A 19,528-nucleotide genomic window follows, 5' to 3' on the forward strand; every position below is an offset into this window, starting at 1 on the left:
CGGAGATGAGCAAGATCGGTGAGGTCCTGGCCACGGCGACTCTTTCCTTCGCGCCGAGTCAGGTGGTGTGGAGCCGGAACGGGCAGAGCCTGGCCGCGTTCGGCTCCCATCCCACGCACACGGGGTACAGCTCTCAGGTGGGCATACTCAACGCCGCGACGGGCGAGACGCGCTGGTCGAGGGAGACGGTGGACACCAGATCCGTGGCGATCAGCTCCGACGGAGGACGGGTGGCCGTCGCGGCCCGGCTGGGGCGCAAGGAGCCGATCTTCGTACCGTACCTGGACTGCAGCGATCTGCCGCCCGATAAGCGGGAGGAATGCGAGCGGTTCAACAGGGAGGAGGCCGGCACCATCACGGGCTATGAGGTGCCTCCCGATCGCATCAGTGTGCTGGCCGCCCCGGCCGGGGCGGTGCTCTGGGGGCGGGACGACCCGGATGCGGCGGCACGGCACATCGGCTACAGCCCCGACGACAAGCTGCTGGCCGTGACAGGGCAGGGGACGCTCCTGCTCGACGCGGACAACGGCGATGTACGGTTCGAACTCGGCTCCCTGTCCTCGCCCCTGCTTCCCGCGGCCTTCAGTGCGGACTCCCGATCGCTGGCGGTGGCCGACTCCACCCGCATGGTCCTCGTCGATGTCACGGCCGGCGCGACCCGGTGGGTCACCTCGCTCCCGGAAGCCGTCGCGCAGTTCGCCTTCACCGAGAACGGCACCGCGCTGGTCGTCGTGACCGAGCGGCAGGTGCTGACGCTCAGCGCCGATACCGGTGACACCCGTACGTCGGTGCCACTCGAAGACCCGATCCTCGGCGGTCGACCGACCCTGCTGAGCGCCGACGGCCGGAGTCTGGTCAGGGTCGGGACGGAGTCGATGGCGTTGTGGAACGTGGCGGACGGCGGCCGGCGTTTCGAGACACCGGTGCAGAGCCCCGCCGAGGTCCGGTTCAACCCCGTGCTCCCGGAGATCGCGATCGTGTCGGCGAATGGAGTGAGAGTGCTGAACTCCAAGCTGGGCGCCACGGTATGGGAACACGGCACCGATCCCCTGAAGGGTCTCGCGTTCTCCCCGGACGGGCGGCGGCTCGCGCTCTGCGGAACGGCGCTCCACGGCTCCGGCTTCGTCCACGTACACGACATGAACCCCACCAGCGTCTCCCATCACGTCTGCGAAGGCCCGGTGGCGAAGATCGCCCTCACCTCTTCTCTCGGGCAGCTCGCCGTCGCGGCGAGCCATGACCCGGAGGCGAAGTCGTCGGTGTTCCACGCCGACACCGGCGAGCTGGTGCTGGAGAAGGCCCAGCCCGGGTCGATCACCTGCCTGTCGTTCAGTCCGGACGGTCGCCACTTCGCCACGGGTGGCACCGACGGTGGCGTCCGGCTCTACACCTCCCTGACCGGTAACAGAGAGTGGATGGTCGCCCACACCGCCAAGGTGAACGGCGTCGCGTTTCTCTCCGCCGACGGGGAAGACGCCGTCGTCACCGCCGGCGGGGACAAGACCGTACGTCTCCTCGCCCGTGCCACGGGCGACGAGAACTGGCAGGTCACCCACCCGCAGCCGGTGACACTGGTGGCCGCGAGCCCCGACGGGCGCTGGATCGCCACGGCCTGCGCGGATCGTTCCACCCGGATCCTGAGCCCGGCCACGGGCGCGGAGCTGTTCAGCTTCCCCCACGACGGGAAAATCAGGGCGATCGCCTTCAACCCCCAGGGCTCAAGGCTGGCCACCGGCGGCGACGACGGGGTTGTGCTGATCATCGACACCGCCACCGGACGAGAACTCGGCCGCTCCCTCCACACCCGTGAAGTGACCGCAGTCGCCTTCCGTCACGACGGAACCCTGCTGGCGACCGCGGGCAAGGACCACGCGGTCAATCTGTTCGATCTCGCGGTCGACCCACCGAGACTGGTACGAGGTCTGGCCTTTCCGCAGACGGTCACCACGCTGGTCTTCCACCCGACCGAGGCGGAACTGGCGCTCGTCAACGACGAACCGACTCCCACGGTGACGATCATCGATGCGGACGAAGGGACCGAACTCGCCCGGCTCGCCCACCCCGCGACGGTGAACGACCTGGCGTACAGCCCCGACGGGAAGCTCCTCGGGACGGCCTGCGCGGACTCGTTGGCCCGTGTCTACCCGGGACGGCGAGGACCGTGAGCACCCTTGTGTGGGTGGCGGTACCCGCCGGGCTGTCCTCGCCGTCGACGCTGCGGATCCGCGTCATGGTCGTCCCCCGGCTGGGCACGGGCTCTCTCACCGACCTCGACCTGCGGGACTGGCCGGCCGCGCTGGCCGACGCGTCGTTCTCCCTGGAGGTCAAGACCGCCGACGGCGTCCATGAGGTGGACCGTGCTCCGGGGTACGAGCACGTCGCGGACAGCGACGCCTGGCACGCGTTCTTCGACGGGGACGCGGGACTGATCGAGGAGTGGGCCCCGAAGGAACAGCCCACTCCACAGGTCCGTCCGACCTATGCGGATGCCCGGGCCGTCCTCACCGCCTACCGGGAGTGCACGAGCATCCTGGCCGACCCCGAATCCGACGGCGAGGCGGCCGTCCGGCAGCGGATCGAGCGGTGGAACAGCCCGTTGTCGGCCACCGTCCAGGAGGAGGAGCCGCTCCCGCCGCTCCCACCGGCGATCGACTTCCACCAGGCTGTGGCGACGCTGCGCGAACACCCCACCGTACTGCGGGCCCTGGGCCTGATCTTCGAGCTGACCGCCGAGGTGAACGACCTCGACATCGGCACGGCTCCCCGGTTCCTGCGCGTCCGCGGCGCGGACCTGCCGGTGGGCGTCACCTCTCCCTGGACCAAGTACGACCTCGCCGACGGCGTGTTCTGGCCCGCCCCCGCCGACGGATCGAGCGGGATCCGGCGGGGATTCCTGGATCTGAGGGGTGTCGGCCTGCTCGACTGGGCGGGCGCCACGACCCCTCGGTGGGCACTCAGTACGGTCGACGTGGACGGAGCCGTACGCGCGCTGCGTACGGAGGCCAGGGCGCTGGACGCCGCCGGCGAGCGCCGCCCCGCGCTGCCGGGCCTGCGGACACCCGGACTCATGCTGATCCGTCCCGACCGCCAGTCCGACTTCACCGCCCGCGCCGGGATAGCCGCCGGCCGGGCCGGAGCCGCCCTGTCCAACGCCGAGTTCACGGCCGAGGACCTGGTGCTCGGCTACCGGGTGGACATCCGGATCGGAGATCCCCTCGTCTTCCATCCCCTGTGCGCGCGCGAGGCCACGTACACCGTCGAGGATTCGGACGGCCGGCTGATCACCTTGGGCGAGGCCGCTCAGTGGGAGGAGGGCCACATCGCGCCCTACGCGGCGGTCAAGACCCCCGACGGGCGGCTGCACGCCGACGAGGTCGTGGTCCGTTGGGACGGGTGGGGGCTGGCGACGCCCGTCATCGACCTGCTCGACGACTCCCCCGGGCCCGTACCCAGCCCCGCGGCGGCACTTCCGTACGCGTTCCGCTGGGACTTCGCCCCGCCGGACCGCACTCTGCCGCGGCTGCGGTTCGGGACCCGCTACCAGCTGCGGATCCGGATCGCCGACCTCACCGGCGGCGGGCCGAGCCTTGAGGACACCCGTGACGACACCACTCACGCCACGAAGACGATCCTGTACACCCGGAGCGAGCCCATCCAGCCGCCGCGGCTGAGCCACGACGGCCCGTTCCTCGCCGGGTCCGCCCTCGACCGGATGGTCATCCGCAGCGACCTCGGCATGAACGTCGCTCAGTTCGCTCTCGCCAACCCGCAGTACCCCAAGGTCGAACGGCGCACGCTCCGCCCGCCGGCCACCACTTTCGCCCTCGCCGAGCAGCACGGCGCCTTCGATCCGTCGCGCGACGAGGACCCCGACCCGCAGTTCCTGGAGCGCACGTGGGAACGGGCGCAGCGCGCCCTGCGCGCCGAGACCACAGGCGACCTGGCGGACGCGCTCCCCGATTGTGCGACCAGCGGTATCAGCGCCCACATTCCCGCCGAGCCCGGCGGACTCACCACCTCGATCACCGAGCGGACCGCCTGGGAAGACTGGCCCTCCAGTGCCCCCAGATTTGTCGATCTCTCCGACCAGCCCTCCGCGAGCCCGCCCCTCTGGCTCGACTGGAACGGCGCCACGCTGGAGATCCAGCTGGCCAAGGGCGAAGAGGCGGTCCTCGAACTGTCCTCCACCGTCGGTGACAAATACATCGGCCACTTCGCCGTCACCTCCTGGCTGAAGCAGCCGGAGGGCGTGCCCCTGCCGGTCGACGAATGGCAGGTCGCCGTGCTCAACGGGCGGCATCCGCTGCTCTCACCCGTGCGCAGGATTCACCTGGTCCATGCGGTGAGACGGCCGCTGGCGCAGCCGCTCTGGCAGCTTCCGCGGGAGAACGTCGATCGTGCTGCGAACGACACCAACGCCGTTCTGCGGCCCGTCTTCTCGTCCACCGGCCTGAACACCGACAGCACCGGCAGGCTGGAGATCTCCGCGACCTGGCGTGAATGGTCGAACGACGGCGTCACCGATCAGACCGTCCCCTACCTCTACGGGGAGACGATCGCCCGCGGCGATCCGCCCCGCCTGGCGATCCGCCACGAGTTCGGCGACACCAAGCACCGGAAAGTGACCTACACGCTGAAGGCGATCAGCCGCTTCCGTGCGTACTTCGACGAGGACGACCCGGACGAGGCCTTCCAGTTGAGTGCCCCTCAGGCGGCCGTCAGCATCCCCTCCAGCGCCCCTCCGCCCGCCCTCTCGCTGTGGTCGACGACGCCTTCCTTCCGTGTGCAGCAGCAGGCGACGTCCGACCGGATCGAGCGGTCCAGGGCGTCGCGGCGGCTGCGCGTGGAACTCGCGAGCCCGTGGTACGAGACCGGTGAGGGCGAACGCCTCGCGGTCCTCGTCGCGGCCGACGGGGCCACGCCCGGCATCCCCGTGACCCGGCTCGGCAGAGACCCCCTCTTCGCGTCCGCGCCGCTCCCGACGACAGCCGCCAAGAGCTGGTTCACGGGCTTCAGCGAGCCTCCCGTCACCTCTCCGGACCTGGGACCGTCGGTCTGGATCATCCCCTACCTCGTCACACGCGATGGAGACCGGTGGTACGCGGACATCGAGATCGCTCCGCCGTCGACGGCCCCCTCCTACGGTCCCTTCGTCCGGCTCGCCCTGGCCCGCTTCCAGCCCCACACTCTGCGGAGCCTGTCCCCGCTCTCCCCCGTCGTGGTGTCGGACCCGGTACGCCTTCTGCCCGACCGCCGTCTGATCGTCGAGCGGACCGGCCCGGATCTGCGTCTGTCGCTGCTTGGAGCAGGACCCCATCCGCCCAACCGTCTGGAAGCCGTCCTGGAGGAAGCGCACACGCCTTCGGGAGCCTTGGCGCCCGACGCGATCGACCTGGTCGACCTCACCGTCCCGCCCGCCGCCGGCATCCCCGCCTGGCGACCGCTGCCGTCCGCCACCCTCGCGAGCGGTCAGCCGGAGACCCCGGCGACGCTGCGCATGCCGGCCGGCAGCCGCCCGCTGCGGCTGCGCGTCCGTGAGGTGGAGCGGCTCGACGCGCCCCCAGCCTCGACCGCACCCGTCGAGCTCCGGGACCGGACGGTGTTCGTCGACGTCGTTCCGCTCCCCGCCGACTGGCGGCCGAGCTGATCCGCGCCGGCGCCCGGCCCTAGGAGCGGCGGCGGGGCTTGCCCCGCTTGGCTGCCTTCGGGGCGCCGGAGCCGCCGCGTGCGTTCTTGGTGGTCGGCTTGCCGCCGGACCTGGCGGGCGTCTTGCCGGAGGCGGGCTTGCGCTGTGCGCCGCCCGTGGCGGGGCGCTTGGTCTTCGGCTGGGGCGGGGTCTGGGGGCGGCCGCGGGTGCTGTTCACGGTCCGGCCGCGGACGATGCCGATGAACTGCTCCACCAGGTCGGTGGTCTCCTCCTGCGGCCAGGACAGCGCGACCCGGGACTCCGGGACGCCGGTGACCGGGCGGTAGGTGAGGTCCTTGCGGTGGTGCAGGCGGGCCAGGGACTGCGGTACGACGAGGAGGCCGATCCCGGCCGCCACCAGCTCGACGGCGTCCGCCGTCGTGGCGGGCCGCTCGAAGGCGGGGCGGCCCGGCGGGGTCTCCCAGTCGAAGACGTCGTCGAGGGGGTGCAGCACGATCTCGTCGGCGAGGTCCTCGGCGGACACCTCGTCGACCGCGGCCATGACGTGGTCCTTGGGGATCACGACGACCGTGGTCTCGGTGTACAGGGGGATGGCGCTGAGGTCGTCGCGGTCGACCGGCAGCCGGACGAAGCCGGCGTCGGCGCCCGGCCCGCGCAGCGCCTCGCACGCCTCGGCGGCGGGCACGGCGACGAGGGTGAGGGGGACGTCGGGCAGCCGCTCGTTCCAGATCCGCACCCACTTCGTGGGCGTCACTCCCGGGACGTACGCGAGCCGGAACGAAGGGGGTACTTCCGAGCCTGTCACCCCGCCAGATTACCCGCCGTGGTCGGAGGTCGCGCACATGCTCGATACCCTGGAACCATGACGTCGCACCAGACCACCCAGACGATGAAGCCCGCGACCGCGGCGAAGAAGCTGGGTGTGTACCTCGAGGCCACCCCCGCAGAGTTCCAGGAGGGTGTCGTCTCACGCACCGAGCTCAACGCCCTCCAGGCCGATCCGCCCCAGTGGCTCCAGGACCTGCGGCGCAACGGCCCGCACCCTCGCCCGGTGGTCGCGGCGAAGCTGGGCATCTCCATCGCGGGCCTGGCCCGCGGTGGCATCACCGAGCCGCTGACCACGGAGCAGATCGAGGAGCTCAAGCGTGAGCTTCCCGAGTGGCTCCAGAAGGAGCGCGCCACCCAGGCCGAGGTCCGCAAGGAAGCGGTCCGGATCAAGGAGAAGCAGCAGGAGAAGGCGGCGCGCGCGGAGAACGACCCGCGGCGCTGACCCGTATCCGTACCGCTGGAACAGCGGAAAGGGGCCGGACAGGCATGTGCCTGTCCGGCCCCTTCCGTGTTCCCGGGTGCTACTTCGGGACGACCCAGACCTGGGCCTTGGCCGTGGTCGCCGTGTAGAGCTGGATCTTGGTGCCGTTGGCGGTCTGGCCGCCGGTCACGTCCAGCACCTTCCCGGACGCGATGTGCACGATCTGGCCCTTGGGGTTGACCGACCACCGCTGCGCCGGCTGCCCATGGCAGTCGTAGAGCGAGATGGTGTTGCCGTTGGTGCTGGCGTTACGGGCGTTGTCCAGGCACTTGCCCAGGGCCCGGATCGTCCCGTCGTTCTGGAGGATCCAGGACTGGGCCACGCCGCCGTTGCAGGTGTAGAGCTGGATCTGCGTGCCGTTGGCCGCCTTGCCGCCCTTCACGTCCAGGCACTTCCCGCCGAGCCCGCTGATCCTGCCCTGCGGGGGCAGTGCCGCGCCGGCGCCCTTGGCGAGGTACCGCAGGCCCTGGACGTCGAACTGCTGGACGTAATTGCCCGCCCGCTTGTCCATGTACGCGTAGGCGGGCGTGCACATGACCGGGAACTGGCCCGAGTCGGTGCCCTTGACGCAGTCACCCCGCGTCAAGGTGCGGTTCGCGTGGGTCAGCCCCAGGGTGTGCCCGATCTCGTGGCTGATGTGGTTGCGCATGTACATCTCGCCCATGGCGGCCGTCGGCTTCCCGTCCGCGGTGAAGAACGAGTCGTCGATGTACGCGTCTCCGCTGGTGACCGTGGCGGGTATGGACGAGCGGGTGAAGCCGCAGCTGAGATTGGCGGTGCCGGACCCGTCCCGGACCACCTTCCAGCCGGTGCTGCCCATGGTGCCGCTGCCCGCCGGCGGTACGCAGGGGCGATGCAGCAGACCGATGACCACCTCGCCCTTGGGCCGGACGTAGTCCCAGCCGACGGGCCGGGTGTCGACGGTGACCGGGAGGCTGGTGATCCGCTGGAGGTCGGCGGCCGACGCCTTCACATAGCGGGAGAGCCAGTCCGCGGACTTCTGGTCGTAGAACTTGATCGTGTAGCCGGTCGGGAGCCACTGAGTCGCACCGCTCAGCTTCCACCCCACGCCCTCCGGGGGCGCGGCCGCGGCGGCGGCGGCCGCCCTGGGCGCGGGTGCCGCACCCAGGGACATGACGCCGTCCTTGAAGGGGGTGTGGTCGGTGCGGAAGACACCGGAGTCCTCCGCGTGGGCGTCGGGCACCGCGGTGGGTGCGGGCGCCGGCGCCGCGCTCGCGGCCTTCGGCTCCTCCTCGGTGCCGAACGCGACGGGCGACAGCTGGAGCCCTCCGACGATCGCCGCCGCGGCGCACGCGGCGACGACGGATATTCGACGCTTACCTGTAAGACGCCTGTGTGTGGATCGCAAAGTCCCCGTTGGCCTTTCGTCGAAAGCACGATTGCCGTCCCGGGCCGTCACCAAGGGACGCCCGGGGCCGGTGTGATGATAGAGGTCACCGTCGGCCGGGCTGCGCGGGCACCCCGGCACGGACCTGGGGGCCGAATCCCGGCAGGGGCCGCAACACCCCGGTCTGCCGGGCCAGTTCGGCCGCGTAGAGGCGGGTCAGTTCGTCCATGCGGAAGGTCGTCTCGGTGACGGGTTCGACGAGCCGGGCGTCGACCAGTTCGTCGAGGGCGCCGGCGGCCCCGCGCGGGTCGGCGCCCACCAGCCGGGCGACGTCGGTGAGGCCGAACTCGTCGTGGTCGAGGAGTCCGAGGAGCTGGAAGGCGCGTGCCGCGCGGGTGCGGCCTGCGAGGGGCGAGGCGAGGAGGCGGCGGTAGCTGCGGTCGATGCAGGCCCGCACGGAGAGGCCTTCGGCCTGGAGTTCGTCGAGCCGGTGGGCCCGCCGGCTCAGCCGGTCGGCGAAGCCCCGCAGGGACCATTCGGGCCGCGCGACCAGCCGGGCACCGGCGATGCGCAGGGCGAGGGGGTGGCGGCCGCACATCCGGGCGATGTCCACGGCGGCGCCCGGTTCGCGGGCGAACCGCTCCCCCGTGCCGAGCAGCGCGAGGAGTTGGACCGCGCTCGCCTCGTCGAGGACGGGGACAGGGACGCGGGTGGCGAAGAGAGTGGGGAGGGTGGAGCGGCTGGTGGCGAGGACGGCGCAGGCGTTGTTGGCCGGGACGAGGGGCCGTACCTGCGAGGCGTCGCGGGCGTTGTCGGCGACGATCAGCAGGCGGCGCCCGGCGAGCATCGACTGGTAGCGCAGGGCGGCTTCGGCGGTGGAGTCGGGGATCTGCGCGGGTGGCAGGCCGAGGGCGCGCAGGAAGCCGCTGAGGACGTCGTGCAGCCCAGGCGGACGGCCGTACGGGGCGGGGCCGGCGAAGTCGGCGTAGAGCTGGCCGTCGGGGTAGAGCGGGGCGAGGTCGTGGGCGTGGCGGAGCGCGAGGGCGGAGGCGCCGCATCCGCCCTGTCCGTGGAAGACGACGGTGGGTGCGCCGACCGTCGTGGTGGGGGCGGCGTGCAGGGCTTCGCGCGCCAGCCCGATCTCGCGGCGGCGGCCGACGAATACCGTTGGCTCGGCCGGGAGTTGACGAGGGGCTGGGTGGGCGGTGAGGGCCGGGGACGTGAGGGGTGCTCCATGGCCCAGGGCGGGGTCGCGGTCCAGGGATGGGTCGCGGTTCAGGACGGCGCGGTGCAGCCGGGTCAGTTCCTCGCCGGGGTCCATGCCGAGTTCGTCACGCAGTGCCGTACGGGCTTCGTCGAACACGCCGAGCGCGCCCGCGACGTCGCCGTTGCTGTAGAGGGCGAGCATGAGGCGGCCGCGGAGCCGTTCGTGCAGCGGATGGAGTCCGACGACGTGGCGCAGGCGCTGGATGACGCTGCCGTGGCGGCCGAGCGCCGCCTCGACCCCGACGTGTTCCTCGACGACGCTCAGATGGAATTCGGTGAGGTGCTGGGTGAAGGCGCGCAGGGCCACGCCGTGGGTGACGTTCTCCAGGGGGAGGCCGCGCCACAGGTCGAGCGCCTCGGTGTAGAGCTCGGCGGCCTCGGCCGGGCGCCGCTGGGCGACGGCCCGGCGCGCGTCCGCGGCCTTGGCGCGGAAGCGGGGAAGGTCGACGTCGCCGTCGTCGACGCGCAGGACGTAGCCGGTGCGGGAGGTGGTCAGCAGGGCCCCGGTGGCCTGGAGGTGGCGGCGCAGCTGCATGACGTACGTGCGCAGGTTGGCCACGGCGGACGGTGGTGGTTCGTCGCCCCAGATCTCGCGTACGAGCGCGGAGACGGGTACGGGTCGCCCGTCGTGGGCGAGGAGCATGGCGAGCAGGACGCGTTGTTTGTCCGCGCCGATCCGGACCGGGACGCCTGCCACACGTAGTTCGAGCGTGCCGAGGGTACGGAAGGTGACGGCCTTGGGTCTGGGACAGTCGCTGTCCGCGGAGGCGCTCATATGCGGGTGCCGCCGAGTCTGCGGACGGCGGTGCCGAGGAGCTGGTCGCCAGGGAAGAAGCCGCGCTGGCGGGAGTCGATGCTGTCGGGGTTGTCGCCGCGTACGACGAGGGATCCGGCGGGGACGCTCGCGCCCGGGGCGGCGCCCGCGATGCCGTCCGGGACAGGCTCGCCGGGCAGCGCGGCGACCCGCTTGATGTTCCAGCCGACGCCGTGGCGGTCGGTGGCGTACGGTCCGTCGATCCGCGGCGGTTTGAGCACGACGATGTCGCCGCGGCCGACCGCGGCCAGTGGCCGGCGGCGTACGAGGACGCGTTCGCCGTCTCGCAGAGTGGGCGCCATGCTGTCGCCCCGCACGGAGACGACCACCAGCGATTTGCGCATGCGAAGGGTCGCAAGTGCGGCGGTCACAAGTGCGGCACCAAGTCCGGCGGTCAGCCGTCCCACCCGCAATTGCACCCTCCTTAGGCAGCTTTGGCGGTGATCAGGATCCTGCGTCGCCGAGCGCCGGGTGTCAATCCCTCGCCGGCACAGCCTTCGCTCGCATGCCATTGCCAATGGCCGGGCGCTGTATATCGGCTGTACGCCCGGCTGTACGGGCCGCTCGTAGGGTCCTGAGCCGCACCGCACCTGTCAGCGGTGATACGGAAGGGGCTCACATGAACAAGATGCTCAGGAAGCTCGGCGACCGCGTGCTGGAGGGCCTGGTGCCGAGCACCACCGCCCAGGCCGACACGAGTTTCTACAAGTTCTGCTACTGCAGCGGGCCGTTCTACTACCGCCGGCTGTGTCACGTCGCCAGCGGTGTGACCAGCTGCGGGGCGTGCTACCGCTCCGGCGAGTGCTGAGAGAGGCAGACCGCCGGTCCGTCGCTGGGTTCCAGCCGGCGGACCGGCACCTCCCGAGCACGTGGGGACGAGACCGTACGTCGAGGAGCTGAGGGTGTATTACATCGGGGTCGCGGCCCGTCTCCTGCTGATCGTCGTCTTCGTCGCGGCGGCCGCTGGAAAGTCCTGGCGCCGTGCGTCGTTCACCGCCTTCGCCTCGTCACTGACCGCGCTGCGGCTCTTCCCGCGGCGGTGGAGCACCGCCGCGGCGGCGGCGACGGTCGCGGCGGAGGCCGCCACGGCCGTTCTGCTCGTCCTTCCCGCGACGGCCGGTGCGGGCTTCGCGCTGGCGCTGGTCCTGCTGGGCGCGTTCGTCGCCGGGATCCTGGCCGCGCGCCGGGGCGGTCGGCAGGTGCCGTGCCGGTGCTTCGGCGCAACCAGCATGCCGCTCGGCCTGCCGCATGTGATCCGCAACGCCCTGCTCGCGGCCGTCGCCGCGGTGGGGCTCGCCGCCCTGGCCGCGCCGTCCGCACCCGTACACCCGGGCGGGCTGGTGATCGCGGGTGTGACGGCGGCGGTCGGCGCCCTGCTGGTGGTGCGGATGGACGATCTGCTGACTCTCGTGCCGCTTCCTCGCTGACCGCCGGAGCTCTCCGGTGGACCGACCCGGCCGGCCCGTTCGGCCGGACCGCTGACTGGAGTCCGTGATGGCCTTTGTCGTTGTCGCGCTGGTGCTCGTCGCCGCGCTCTGCCTCCTCCTCCTCGTGCTCGTCCTCGCGGTGCTGCGCCGGTTGCGCGAGCACGAGGAGCGGCTCGAGCAACTGGCCCGCGCCGGTGGGCCGATGGGCGCGTACGACCCGTCCGAGCTCGTCGGCCGCCGGGTCCCCGAGCTCGCCGAGCACACCGGCGGCGCGCCGCGCACGGTCGGCTTCTTCTCGGTCGGCTGCGAGGCCTGCCACGAGCAGGCGCCCGCGTTCGTCGCGGCGGCGGCGACCGAGGCCGCCTCCGCGGTGGTGGTGGGCAGCCCGGCGGACGAACTGACCGCGCTGCTCAGCGGCGTACCCACGGTCCTCGGCGGCACGCAGGGCGACGCGCTGATGAAGGCGGTCGACATCAAGGCCTTCCCGACCTTCCTCCAGGTCGACGAGGACGGGCTGATCGTCGGCGCAGGCATCGCCGTGGCGGAGCTGCCCGCCCGGGCGCCCGCGCTGTGACGGGCGGGCCGGGGGCCGGGGACGGGACGAGGGCCAGGAGCAGCGTCCGCCACCTGCGGACCGCCTGGGGCTACTGCTGGGCGGCGGCGCCGGGCGTCTGGGCGGGTCATCTGCCCCTCGCTGTGGTGGCCGGGCTCGTTCCCCCGGCCACGGCCTGGCTCACCAAGCTGCTGGTCGACGACCTCGCGGGCGGCCAGGGCACGCACACCCTGTGGTACGCGGCGGGTCTGGCGGGCGTGGGGCTCCTCAGCGCCTTCCTGCCGCAGCTCGCCGAGTACCTGCGCAGCGAACTCGGCCGCAGGATGGACCGGTTCCTCCAGGACCGGCTGCACACCGCCGTCAACGGCTTCCACGGCCTGTCCCGGTTCGAGGACCCGCGCCATCTCGACCGGCTGCGGATGGCGGCGCAGGCGTCCGGGGGCACGCTGCAGCCGGTCACCGGCGGGGCGGCGGAGACCGGACGCAACCTGATCGCGCTGATGAGCCTGCTCGCCACGCTGTTCGTGCTCAGTCCCGTGATGGCCGTGCTGGTGCTGGCCGCGGCGGTGCCGGTGCTGATCGGCCGGCTGGCGCTGTCCCGACGCCGGGTGGGCATGCTGGCCGCGACCTCGGCGGCGATGCGCAGGGAGCTCTTCTACTCGGCGCTTCTGACGGAGGAGCGGGCGGCGAAGGAGGTGCGGCTCTTCGGCCTCGGGACCTTCCTCAAGGACCGGATGCTCGGGGAGCTTTCGGGGATCCAGTCGGCTGAGCGCCGGCTCGACCGCAGGGAAGCGGTCGTGCAGGGGGCGCTGTCGGCCCTGTCCGCGGCGGTGGCCGGCGGCGGTTTGGTGTGGGCCGTGCACGCGGCGACGACGGGCCGACTGACCGCGGGCGACGTGACGGCGTTCGTCGCCGCCGTCGCCGGGGTGCAGGCCGCGCTGATCGGGCTGGTCGCGGGGCTGGCCCAGGCGCATGAGGCGCTGCTGATGTTCTCGTACCACGTCGCCGTGACCGAACTGGCCGACGACCTCGCCCCGCCGCGGGCGCTGACGGCGGGCGAGGGCGTACGGAACCTGCCGGCGCTGCGGCGGGGTGTGGAGCTGCGGGACGTGTGGTTCCGCTACGACGAGCGGCAGCCGTGGGTGCTGAAGGGGGTGGATCTCTTCATCCCCTTCGGGCGGTCGCTCGCGCTGGTGGGACTGAACGGCGCGGGCAAGAGCACCCTGATCAAGCTGCTGTGCCGGTTCTACGATCCGGTGCGCGGCTCGGTCCACTGGGACGGGACCGACCTGCGGGACGTCCCGCCCCAGGAACTGCGGGCCCGGATGGCGGTCCTCTTCCAGGACTTCATGAGCTACGACCTCACCGCACGCGAGAACATCGGCGTCGGCGCGCTGGAACTGCTGGGCGACGACGACGAGATCCGCCGGGCCGCCGCTCTCGCCGGGGCGCACGAGCTGGTCACGGCGCTGCCGCGGGGGTACGACACCCTGCTCAGCCGAATCTTCTTCGCCGACGGGGAGGGCGAGGAGGAGGACCCGGCGGCGGGGACGACCCTCTCGGGCGGTCAGTGGCAGCGGCTCGCGCTGGCCCGGGCGCTGCTGCGGCAGGGCAGGGATCTGCTGGTCCTGGACGAGCCCAGCGCGGGTCTGGACGCCCAGGCCGAGTACGAGGTGCACGCACGGCTGCGGGCCCATCGGGCGGGGCGGACGAGTCTGCTGGTGTCGCACCGGCTCAGTGCGGTTCGGGAGGCCGATGTGATCGTCGTCCTCGACGGGGGACGGATCACCGAACAGGGCACTCATGACGAATTGATGGCGGCCGGCGGCGCCTACGAGCGGCTGTTCACCGTGCAGGCGCGGGGGTATCTGCCTCAGCCCGCGGCGGCCGAGTCGTGAAAGGCGTCCGGACGCCGGCGCCGGGCACGGGGGCCGGCGCCGGCGGCCGGCACGGTCACGGCTGGGCCTGGAGCCAGTCGAGCTTGTAGCCGTAGAGGCCGCGCTCGCAGAGCGCGGTGCACGTCCCGGACCAGGCCTGCGCGCCGACGGTGGGCGCCGGGGCCTCCTGCGCCCTGGGCTCCTGGATCGTGGAGTCGGTCGCGCTCGGCGGGGTGGGCTCCTCGGCCTGGGCGGGTGCCGCGAGTCCGGTGAGGGTGAGCGTGGCCGCCGTACACGCGGTGAGCCACGCGCGGCGTATTCGACTACGGGACAAGGCTGTTCCCCTCCGTTGCATCTGCTACATGCGAATCGAACGGAGGGTTTCAGAACGTCAGCACGAAGTGCAAGATCGCACCGTCGGGCCGATCGATGGCCGGGGCATGGACATTGCCGGTGTGACGAGATTGTTCTGGTGCGCGCGCGGTCAAAAAAGGCAGCATCCGACCCGTACCGGCTCGGATGCTGCCTCCGCGAGAACGTCAGGCCTTGGCGCCGTCCAGTTCCCACGCGTGGAGCTTGAACTCCCGGCGGAAGTCGGGGTGGTCCTCCCAGTTCCGGGCGACACCGCGCAGCACGTCCCAGTTGTGCTCCAGCGCGTGGTCGATGGCCTCGCGCAGCGCCGGCTCGGCCGCCTCGCGCTGTTCGGCGAGCCCACGCACGGCCGCGGCCGCCTTGACGGTGTTGAGCAGGGCACGCAGGGCGCGCGAGGTGTCGTCCATGCCGAAGCCGTGCTCGCTGCCGGTCTCGGCGTCGAACAGCGGCCGCAGCCGGGCCTCGATGAACGCGTTGATCCGCTCGAAGTTCTGGACGTCCACCGGTTCTCCATCTCCTGCCGCCCGCGCTCGGGTGCGGCACCTCAGGGTTTCGCTCTGACCAGTGATTATCGCCGGTCACAAACCCGGCCCGTCACCCGGCGCCAAGCCGCTATGACCGGTTGTTCGACGGGCCGAAGAACTCGACCTCGGCGATGGCGACCTGCTTGTCGGCGGCGGCTCCGTAGGCCGAGCGCAGGACGAACCGGACAGCGGTGACCTCGCCCACCCGGAACGCGCGGCGCTGGCCTCCGGCGCCCTGGTCGAGGGTGAGGACATGGGTGACGGTCTTGCCGTCGGCGGTGGTGACCACGGCGTCGACGCGGTGCGGCAGGGCCGAGCGGGAGAGCTGGTCGGGGCGGGTGGAGACGCCCGGGGTGATCACGAGGTCCAGGAGGCGCGTGGGGCGGTCGAAGCGGGCTTCGAGCCATTCGCCGTCACCGGACTGGGTCACGCCCGGCCCCCACCAGGTGTTGTTCAGCTTGTCGAAGGCGAGCTGCGGCGCGTGGCCGGGGAAGGACCGCGAGGCCTTGAAGCTCTCCGGTCCGACCGGGGCACGCTTGGCGAAGTGGTCCCGGACCGCGTTCACGGCCCGTTCCGTGTTCAGTCCGGCGGTGATCAGCAGGGCCAGCACCAGCACGCCCACCACCACGTTCATCACCCGCCCAAAGCCGCGCCGCAGCCGCGGCCGGTCGCCGGCCCAGGGCGTCTCTCCCGTGCCGGGGCCGAACAGCCGCCGCCACCAAGGCCGGTGGGGCCGACCCGCAGCCTCGGGGGCACGGGACATCGGCATGGCGCAGCGTCCGCAGAAGTGCCGGTCGGGTCGGTTGGGGGTGGCGCACCAGGGACATGGCACGCCGCCTTCGGTGCCCGCTTCCTGGCCCGGGGCCCGTACCTGCGGGCGGTTCGCAACCGGGCGGCCCGGCAGTACGGGCTCCACGGACGGCCGTGCGGCGGGCCGGGGTTCGGGCTCGGTGACCGGTACGAGCAGGGACCTGGCCCGGGCGACGGTGTCGTCGGGCGCGGCCTCGGGAACCGGCCGGGTGGGGGCGGTGTCGTCCGCCGCTTGGGGCGGTACGGGGGCGGTCCGCTCCCCCGGCGACGGCTCCGCGGGCGGAGGCGCGACGGATGCTCGCGCTGTTCCCGTTCGTTCCGCAGCCGGGGCCGGGGCCGGGTCCTGACCGACGGGGGCGGGGGCCGGGGCGGTGCCGGTGCCGGTGGCCGTGCGCGGCGGCGCGGCGGCGTCCCCTCCCGGCCGGGTCTCACCGGCGGCCGGGGCCGGGGCCGTGGCACGCCCGGAGTCCGGGGCCGCCGGGGCGTGCCGTTCCGGCTCTTCGGACGTCCAGCCCAGCACCGCGCCGCAGGAGTCGCAGAAGGACTGGCCGGGTTCCGCCCGGGTCCCGCACTCGGTGCAGTTCGCGGCCCCGGGGGTTCGCCTGGTCATCTCTCGGGGTTCCTTTCGGAGGCGGTCACCTGGACCGTGTAGGGCATGTGGGCGGGGCGGGCGGCCGCCACGAGGCTGTCGAGCCGGTGCTCGTCCGCCGGGGTCGGATGGGGCAGCCGCAGGGTGACGTGGAGCCGTGGGCGGCGCTCGCCGGGGACGGGGCCGAGGGGTCGGGCGTGCCAGTCGGCGGCCCCGCTCTCGCTGATCTCCGGTTCCACCCCGAAGGCCAGCCGGATCGCCTCGGACAGGCCGCGGCGGGTGCCGCGGACGCGGTGCAGGTACGCGGCGGCGGCGACGGCCGCGCGCAGCCGCGCCTCCGGCTCCGTACCGTCGGTCTCGGCGCCGACCCAGCCGCCGAGCCATTGGGTGAAGTCGACCGGGGCCAGGGCCGGGGTGAAGTAGGCGTCCAGGCAGTCGAGGACACCGAGGATGGGCGCGATGACCTCGTCGAGTCCGGCGACGAAGCGCTGTGCCAGGTCGTCGTCGGCGAAGACGGCCGGCAGCATCGCGCCGATCGGCGCGGAGGATCCCATTCCGTCGATCGAGCCTCTCACGCGCCGTCTCCGATCACGCGGACCCGGTGGTCGAAGGAGAAGACCAGCGACGGCGCTTCGAGGTCGATGCGGTCCGTCGCCTCGCCGCGCTTCCCGGTCAGCGGGTCGGCGGGGTGAAGCCGGACCTCGTCGACGAGTTCGACTCCGGGGACCCGCTGGAGCACGGCGAAGACCTCGCCGGACTGGACCGGGCGGCCGAAGGGCCACCCCTTGCCGTCGGCGCCGCCGGTGAGCGGGTCGAGGTGGCGGTAGAGCGCGTCGTGGGCCTGGCGGCGTACGCGATCCGTGTCGACGCCGCGGAAGGCGTGCACGGTGGCGACGACGGTGACGCCCTGGTAGAAGGGCGGGCCGACCGCCAGCCGGGTCCCGATGAGGCGTCGCTCGTCGAGATGCCGGGTGATCCGACTCAACAGCCCCTTGCCGGGCACGAGTTGTTCGAAGCGCAGCCGCCCTCCCGGGTCCGGCACCGCCTGCGGGACCACCAGGACCCGTACGGCATAGGCACCGTGCTCGCCCTCGTCGCCCTCCAGGCAGGTGATGCGGGCCGTCTCCGGAGCGGCCCGGCGGGCCAGTTCCTCGTAGTCGCGCAGCGTCACGGCCCGTTCCTGCGCCCGCAGGGTGATGGGGGCACGGACCTTGGCCTCCTCGACCGTCTCGCCGTCGACCCCGCCGCGTGCCGCCTCACGGTTGACGACCTCGGACACGTACGGGACGGAGCTGCGCAGCACCTGCACGGCGCCGCGGGCGACGTTCCCGGCCCGCCCGCCGCCGGTGCGGTAGCGGCGCGCCCGGACGACGGCGCCCTTGGGGGGCGCCGCCCCGAACTGCCGCAGGGTGCCGTCGGGTTCGCGTACGGCGGGGCCGAAGGCGATCTCGCCGGTGGCGGCGTCCAGGGTGATGTGGCGGTCGTGCGGTCCGGAGGCGGCGAAGTGCGGGACGACCGTCCAGTCGGCCCACCCGTCGTGCTCGGCGGTCTGCAGGTGCAGCGGCGGGTCGTCGCCGACGACGGGCGCGTGGGCCAGCCGCAGCCGCTGGCCGGGCAGGCCGGTGGACTCGCCGAGGGCCTCGTCGTGGACCGTCTCGGCGTGTACGGCGCGGGTGGTGCCGCCGATGGTGAAGGCCTCGGCGGACCGTACGGTCGGTGACGTGGTGTAGAAGGGCTGGCCGGGCAGCGGTTCGGTGACCCGGCAGCGCAGCCAGCCGGCCTGGCGGCCGCCGGTACGGGAGACGGCGTGACCGCCCGGGACGTGGAGCACGACCTCGCCCGGCCGGTTGAGGCCGCCGGTGCCGTCCCGGTCGACCTCGCACTCCGCCCAGCCGTCCTCGGTCCACGCCTCCCACACCAGCGGCGGCTGGCGCGGGTCGACGCCGACGCCGTCGACCCGGCTGTCGAGTTCCAGCGCCACCGCGCAGTGCGGCACCGCGGCGCTGAGCCCGAGCAGCAGGCAGTCACCTGCCCGCGGCGCCTCGGCGAAGCACCGTACGTCCTTGCCCTCGGTCAGGTCAGCGGTCCGGTCCTCGACGGCGTCACCGCTGTTCTGCACCACCACATGCGTCAACTCGCAGGATATGACGTCGAGTTGCCGCTCGGTCGCGAAGACGACGGCCTCCTCGCTCTCGGTGCGCAGGGTGGCGACCTCGGTGCCGGCCGGCAGGACCACCGCCTCCTCCTGGGGGGCGGAGAGCCAGAACGTGACGTCGGCGCGGGCGGCCGAGGGCGGGAAGAGCGAGATGCCGACGAGGTCCAGGAAGGCCAGGTGGTTCTTCTCGGGCACGCGGTTGAGCCGGTAGACGATCTGGTCGGCCATGTGGGCGACGGTTTCCACGAGGGTGACGCCGGGGTCGGACACGTTGTGGTCGGTCCACTCGGGGGCGCGCTGCTGGATGTAGCGCTTGGCGTCGTCGACGAACTGCTGGAACCTGCGGTCGTCGAGGTTCGGGGAGGGCAGGGCCATCAGTGGTCGCTTTCCGGAAGGGTGCCCGGGTCGCCCGGGCCGGGCTCACCGTGGGAGGGGATGACGTAGAAGGGGAAGACGAGGCTGCGCGGGTTGTTGGTGCCGCGGATCGAGTAGCGGACGTCGATGTAGAGGACGCCCTGCTCGACACCGGCCGTCACCTCGACGTCGTTCACCTCGATCCGGGGCTCCCAGCGGTCGAGGCTCGCGTACACCTCGTGCTGGATACGGCCCGCGGTGGCTTCGTTGACCGGGGCGAAGACCAGGTCGTGGATGGCGCAGCCGAACTCGGGGCGCATGGGCCGCTCGCCCGGCGCGGTGGCCAGCACGAGCCGGATCGCCTCCTCGATCTCCCGCTCCCCGCTGACGAGGGCGATGGCTCCGGTGGGACCGATCCGCAGCGGGAACGCCCAGCCGGATCCGACGAATTGCTCGGCCATCAGCGGACCACTCTCCTTCCGG

At 72.5% G+C, this 19,528-nt stretch carries 17 protein-coding genes; 7 read left to right on the plus strand and 10 right to left on the minus strand.

The window, feature by feature from the left end; translation table 11 throughout:
• The first annotated feature begins 5 nt into the window (after positions 1–5).
• A complete protein-coding gene (locus ACZ7LT_RS27420) occupies positions 6–2,165 on the plus strand; it encodes a WD40 repeat domain-containing protein (RefSeq protein WP_471238778.1) in 2,160 nt (719 codons plus the stop codon).
• 14 nt (positions 2,166–2,179) lie between these two features.
• Positions 2,180–5,647 carry a hypothetical protein gene (locus ACZ7LT_RS27425; protein WP_471238779.1) on the plus strand — a complete coding sequence of 1,156 codons (3,468 nt, stop codon included), beginning with the start codon at positions 2,180–2,182 and terminating at the stop codon, positions 5,645–5,647.
• A gap of 19 nt (positions 5,648–5,666) precedes the next feature.
• On the opposite strand, the gene ACZ7LT_RS27430 is transcribed toward ACZ7LT_RS27425, so the two are convergent.
• Positions 5,667–6,452 carry a LysR family substrate-binding domain-containing protein gene (locus ACZ7LT_RS27430; protein WP_471238780.1) on the minus strand — a complete coding sequence of 262 codons (786 nt, stop codon included), beginning with the start codon at positions 6,450–6,452 and terminating at the stop codon, positions 5,667–5,669.
• A 57-nt stretch (positions 6,453–6,509) separates the two neighbouring features.
• Between ACZ7LT_RS27430 and ACZ7LT_RS27435 the strand changes: the two genes are divergently transcribed.
• Positions 6,510–6,917 carry a DUF5997 family protein gene (locus ACZ7LT_RS27435; protein ID WP_471238781.1) on the plus strand — a complete coding sequence of 136 codons (408 nt, stop codon included), beginning with the start codon at positions 6,510–6,512 and terminating at the stop codon, positions 6,915–6,917.
• 79 nt (positions 6,918–6,996) lie between these two features.
• Here ACZ7LT_RS27435 and ACZ7LT_RS27440 read toward each other — a convergent pair whose 3' ends face one another.
• The 3 genes from ACZ7LT_RS27440 to ACZ7LT_RS27450 all read right to left on the minus strand — a co-directional run bounded on the left by ACZ7LT_RS27440 (position 6,997) and on the right by ACZ7LT_RS27450 (position 10,896).
• Positions 6,997–8,325 (minus strand): ricin-type beta-trefoil lectin domain protein, encoded by a 1,329-nt coding sequence (locus ACZ7LT_RS27440; RefSeq protein WP_471238782.1) that lies wholly within the window; start codon positions 8,323–8,325, stop codon positions 6,997–6,999.
• An 85-nt stretch (positions 8,326–8,410) separates the two neighbouring features.
• Positions 8,411–10,345 (minus strand): AfsR/SARP family transcriptional regulator, encoded by a 1,935-nt coding sequence (locus tag ACZ7LT_RS27445; RefSeq protein WP_471238783.1) that lies wholly within the window; start codon positions 10,343–10,345, stop codon positions 8,411–8,413.
• A complete protein-coding gene (locus ACZ7LT_RS27450) occupies positions 10,342–10,896 on the minus strand; it encodes a S26 family signal peptidase (RefSeq protein WP_471238867.1) in 555 nt (184 codons plus the stop codon). Before ACZ7LT_RS27450 ends, ACZ7LT_RS27445 begins: the two co-directional genes overlap by 4 nt.
• Before the next feature lie 107 nt (positions 10,897–11,003).
• Between ACZ7LT_RS27450 and ACZ7LT_RS27455 the strand changes: the two genes are divergently transcribed.
• The 4 genes from ACZ7LT_RS27455 to ACZ7LT_RS27470 all read left to right on the plus strand — a co-directional run bounded on the left by ACZ7LT_RS27455 (position 11,004) and on the right by ACZ7LT_RS27470 (position 14,262).
• Positions 11,004–11,192 (plus strand): hypothetical protein, encoded by a 189-nt coding sequence (locus tag ACZ7LT_RS27455; RefSeq protein ID WP_471238784.1) that lies wholly within the window; start codon positions 11,004–11,006, stop codon positions 11,190–11,192.
• Between the two features lie 94 nt (positions 11,193–11,286).
• The gene (locus ACZ7LT_RS27460; RefSeq protein WP_471238785.1) at positions 11,287–11,811 is read left to right on the plus strand and encodes a MauE/DoxX family redox-associated membrane protein; all 525 of its coding nucleotides are present in this window, start codon (positions 11,287–11,289) and stop codon (positions 11,809–11,811) included.
• A gap of 67 nt (positions 11,812–11,878) precedes the next feature.
• Positions 11,879–12,385, plus strand: coding sequence for a hypothetical protein (locus ACZ7LT_RS27465; protein ID WP_471238786.1), 507 nt, complete (start codon positions 11,879–11,881; stop codon positions 12,383–12,385).
• On the plus strand, positions 12,382–14,262 hold the full coding sequence (locus ACZ7LT_RS27470; protein WP_471238787.1) for an ABC transporter ATP-binding protein: 1,881 nt from the start codon (positions 12,382–12,384) through the stop codon (positions 14,260–14,262). The genes ACZ7LT_RS27465 and ACZ7LT_RS27470 overlap by 4 nt, the downstream gene beginning before the upstream one ends.
• A 55-nt stretch (positions 14,263–14,317) precedes the next feature.
• On the opposite strand, the gene ACZ7LT_RS27475 is transcribed toward ACZ7LT_RS27470, so the two are convergent.
• From ACZ7LT_RS27475 to ACZ7LT_RS27500, 6 genes are all read right to left on the minus strand, one after another.
• Positions 14,318–14,575, minus strand: coding sequence for a hypothetical protein (locus tag ACZ7LT_RS27475; protein ID WP_471238788.1), 258 nt, complete (start codon positions 14,573–14,575; stop codon positions 14,318–14,320).
• Between the two features lie 205 nt (positions 14,576–14,780).
• A complete protein-coding gene (locus tag ACZ7LT_RS27480; RefSeq protein WP_471238789.1) occupies positions 14,781–15,116 on the minus strand; it encodes a hypothetical protein in 336 nt (111 codons plus the stop codon).
• A 109-nt stretch (positions 15,117–15,225) separates the two neighbouring features.
• Entirely contained in the window at positions 15,226–16,557 is a 1,332-nt protein-coding gene (locus ACZ7LT_RS27485; protein WP_471238790.1) for a zinc ribbon domain-containing protein, read from the minus strand.
• Positions 16,554–17,090: a phage tail protein gene (locus ACZ7LT_RS27490; protein WP_471238791.1), complete on the minus strand. Its 537-nt coding sequence runs from the start codon at positions 17,088–17,090 to the stop codon at positions 16,554–16,556. Before ACZ7LT_RS27490 ends, ACZ7LT_RS27485 begins: the two co-directional genes overlap by 4 nt.
• A 17-nt stretch (positions 17,091–17,107) precedes the next feature.
• Positions 17,108–19,066 (minus strand): putative baseplate assembly protein, encoded by a 1,959-nt coding sequence (locus tag ACZ7LT_RS27495; protein WP_471238792.1) that lies wholly within the window; start codon positions 19,064–19,066, stop codon positions 17,108–17,110.
• Positions 19,066–19,506 carry a GPW/gp25 family protein gene (locus ACZ7LT_RS27500; protein ID WP_471238793.1) on the minus strand — a complete coding sequence of 147 codons (441 nt, stop codon included), beginning with the start codon at positions 19,504–19,506 and terminating at the stop codon, positions 19,066–19,068. Before ACZ7LT_RS27500 ends, ACZ7LT_RS27495 begins: the two co-directional genes overlap by 1 nt.
• Between the last annotated feature and the right edge of the window lie 22 nt (positions 19,507–19,528).

It is taken from the genome of Streptomyces sp. NPDC039465 (assembly GCF_055639315.1).

Excerpts from the sequence above, each read along its gene's own strand:
- ACZ7LT_RS27495 (WP_471238792.1), bottom strand. The coding sequence starts at position 19,066 with ATGGCCCTGCCCTCCCCGAACCTCGACGACCGCAGGTTCCAGCAGTTC.
- ACZ7LT_RS27500 (WP_471238793.1), bottom strand. The coding sequence starts at position 19,506 with ATGGCCGAGCAATTCGTCGGATCCGGCTGGGCGTTCCCGCTGCGGATC.
- ACZ7LT_RS27485 (WP_471238790.1), bottom strand. The coding sequence starts at position 16,557 with ATGACCAGGCGAACCCCCGGGGCCGCGAACTGCACCGAGTGCGGGACC.
- ACZ7LT_RS27450 (WP_471238867.1), bottom strand. The coding sequence starts at position 10,896 with ATGGCATGCGAGCGAAGGCTGTGCCGGCGAGGGATTGACACCCGGCGC.
- ACZ7LT_RS27455 (WP_471238784.1), top strand. The coding sequence starts at position 11,004 with ATGAACAAGATGCTCAGGAAGCTCGGCGACCGCGTGCTGGAGGGCCTG.
- ACZ7LT_RS27465 (WP_471238786.1), top strand. The coding sequence starts at position 11,879 with ATGGCCTTTGTCGTTGTCGCGCTGGTGCTCGTCGCCGCGCTCTGCCTC.
- ACZ7LT_RS27420 (WP_471238778.1), top strand. The coding sequence starts at position 6 with ATGAGCAAGATCGGTGAGGTCCTGGCCACGGCGACTCTTTCCTTCGCG.
- ACZ7LT_RS27490 (WP_471238791.1), bottom strand. The coding sequence starts at position 17,090 with ATGGGATCCTCCGCGCCGATCGGCGCGATGCTGCCGGCCGTCTTCGCC.
- ACZ7LT_RS27445 (WP_471238783.1), bottom strand. The coding sequence starts at position 10,345 with ATGAGCGCCTCCGCGGACAGCGACTGTCCCAGACCCAAGGCCGTCACC.
- ACZ7LT_RS27435 (WP_471238781.1), top strand. The coding sequence starts at position 6,510 with ATGACGTCGCACCAGACCACCCAGACGATGAAGCCCGCGACCGCGGCG.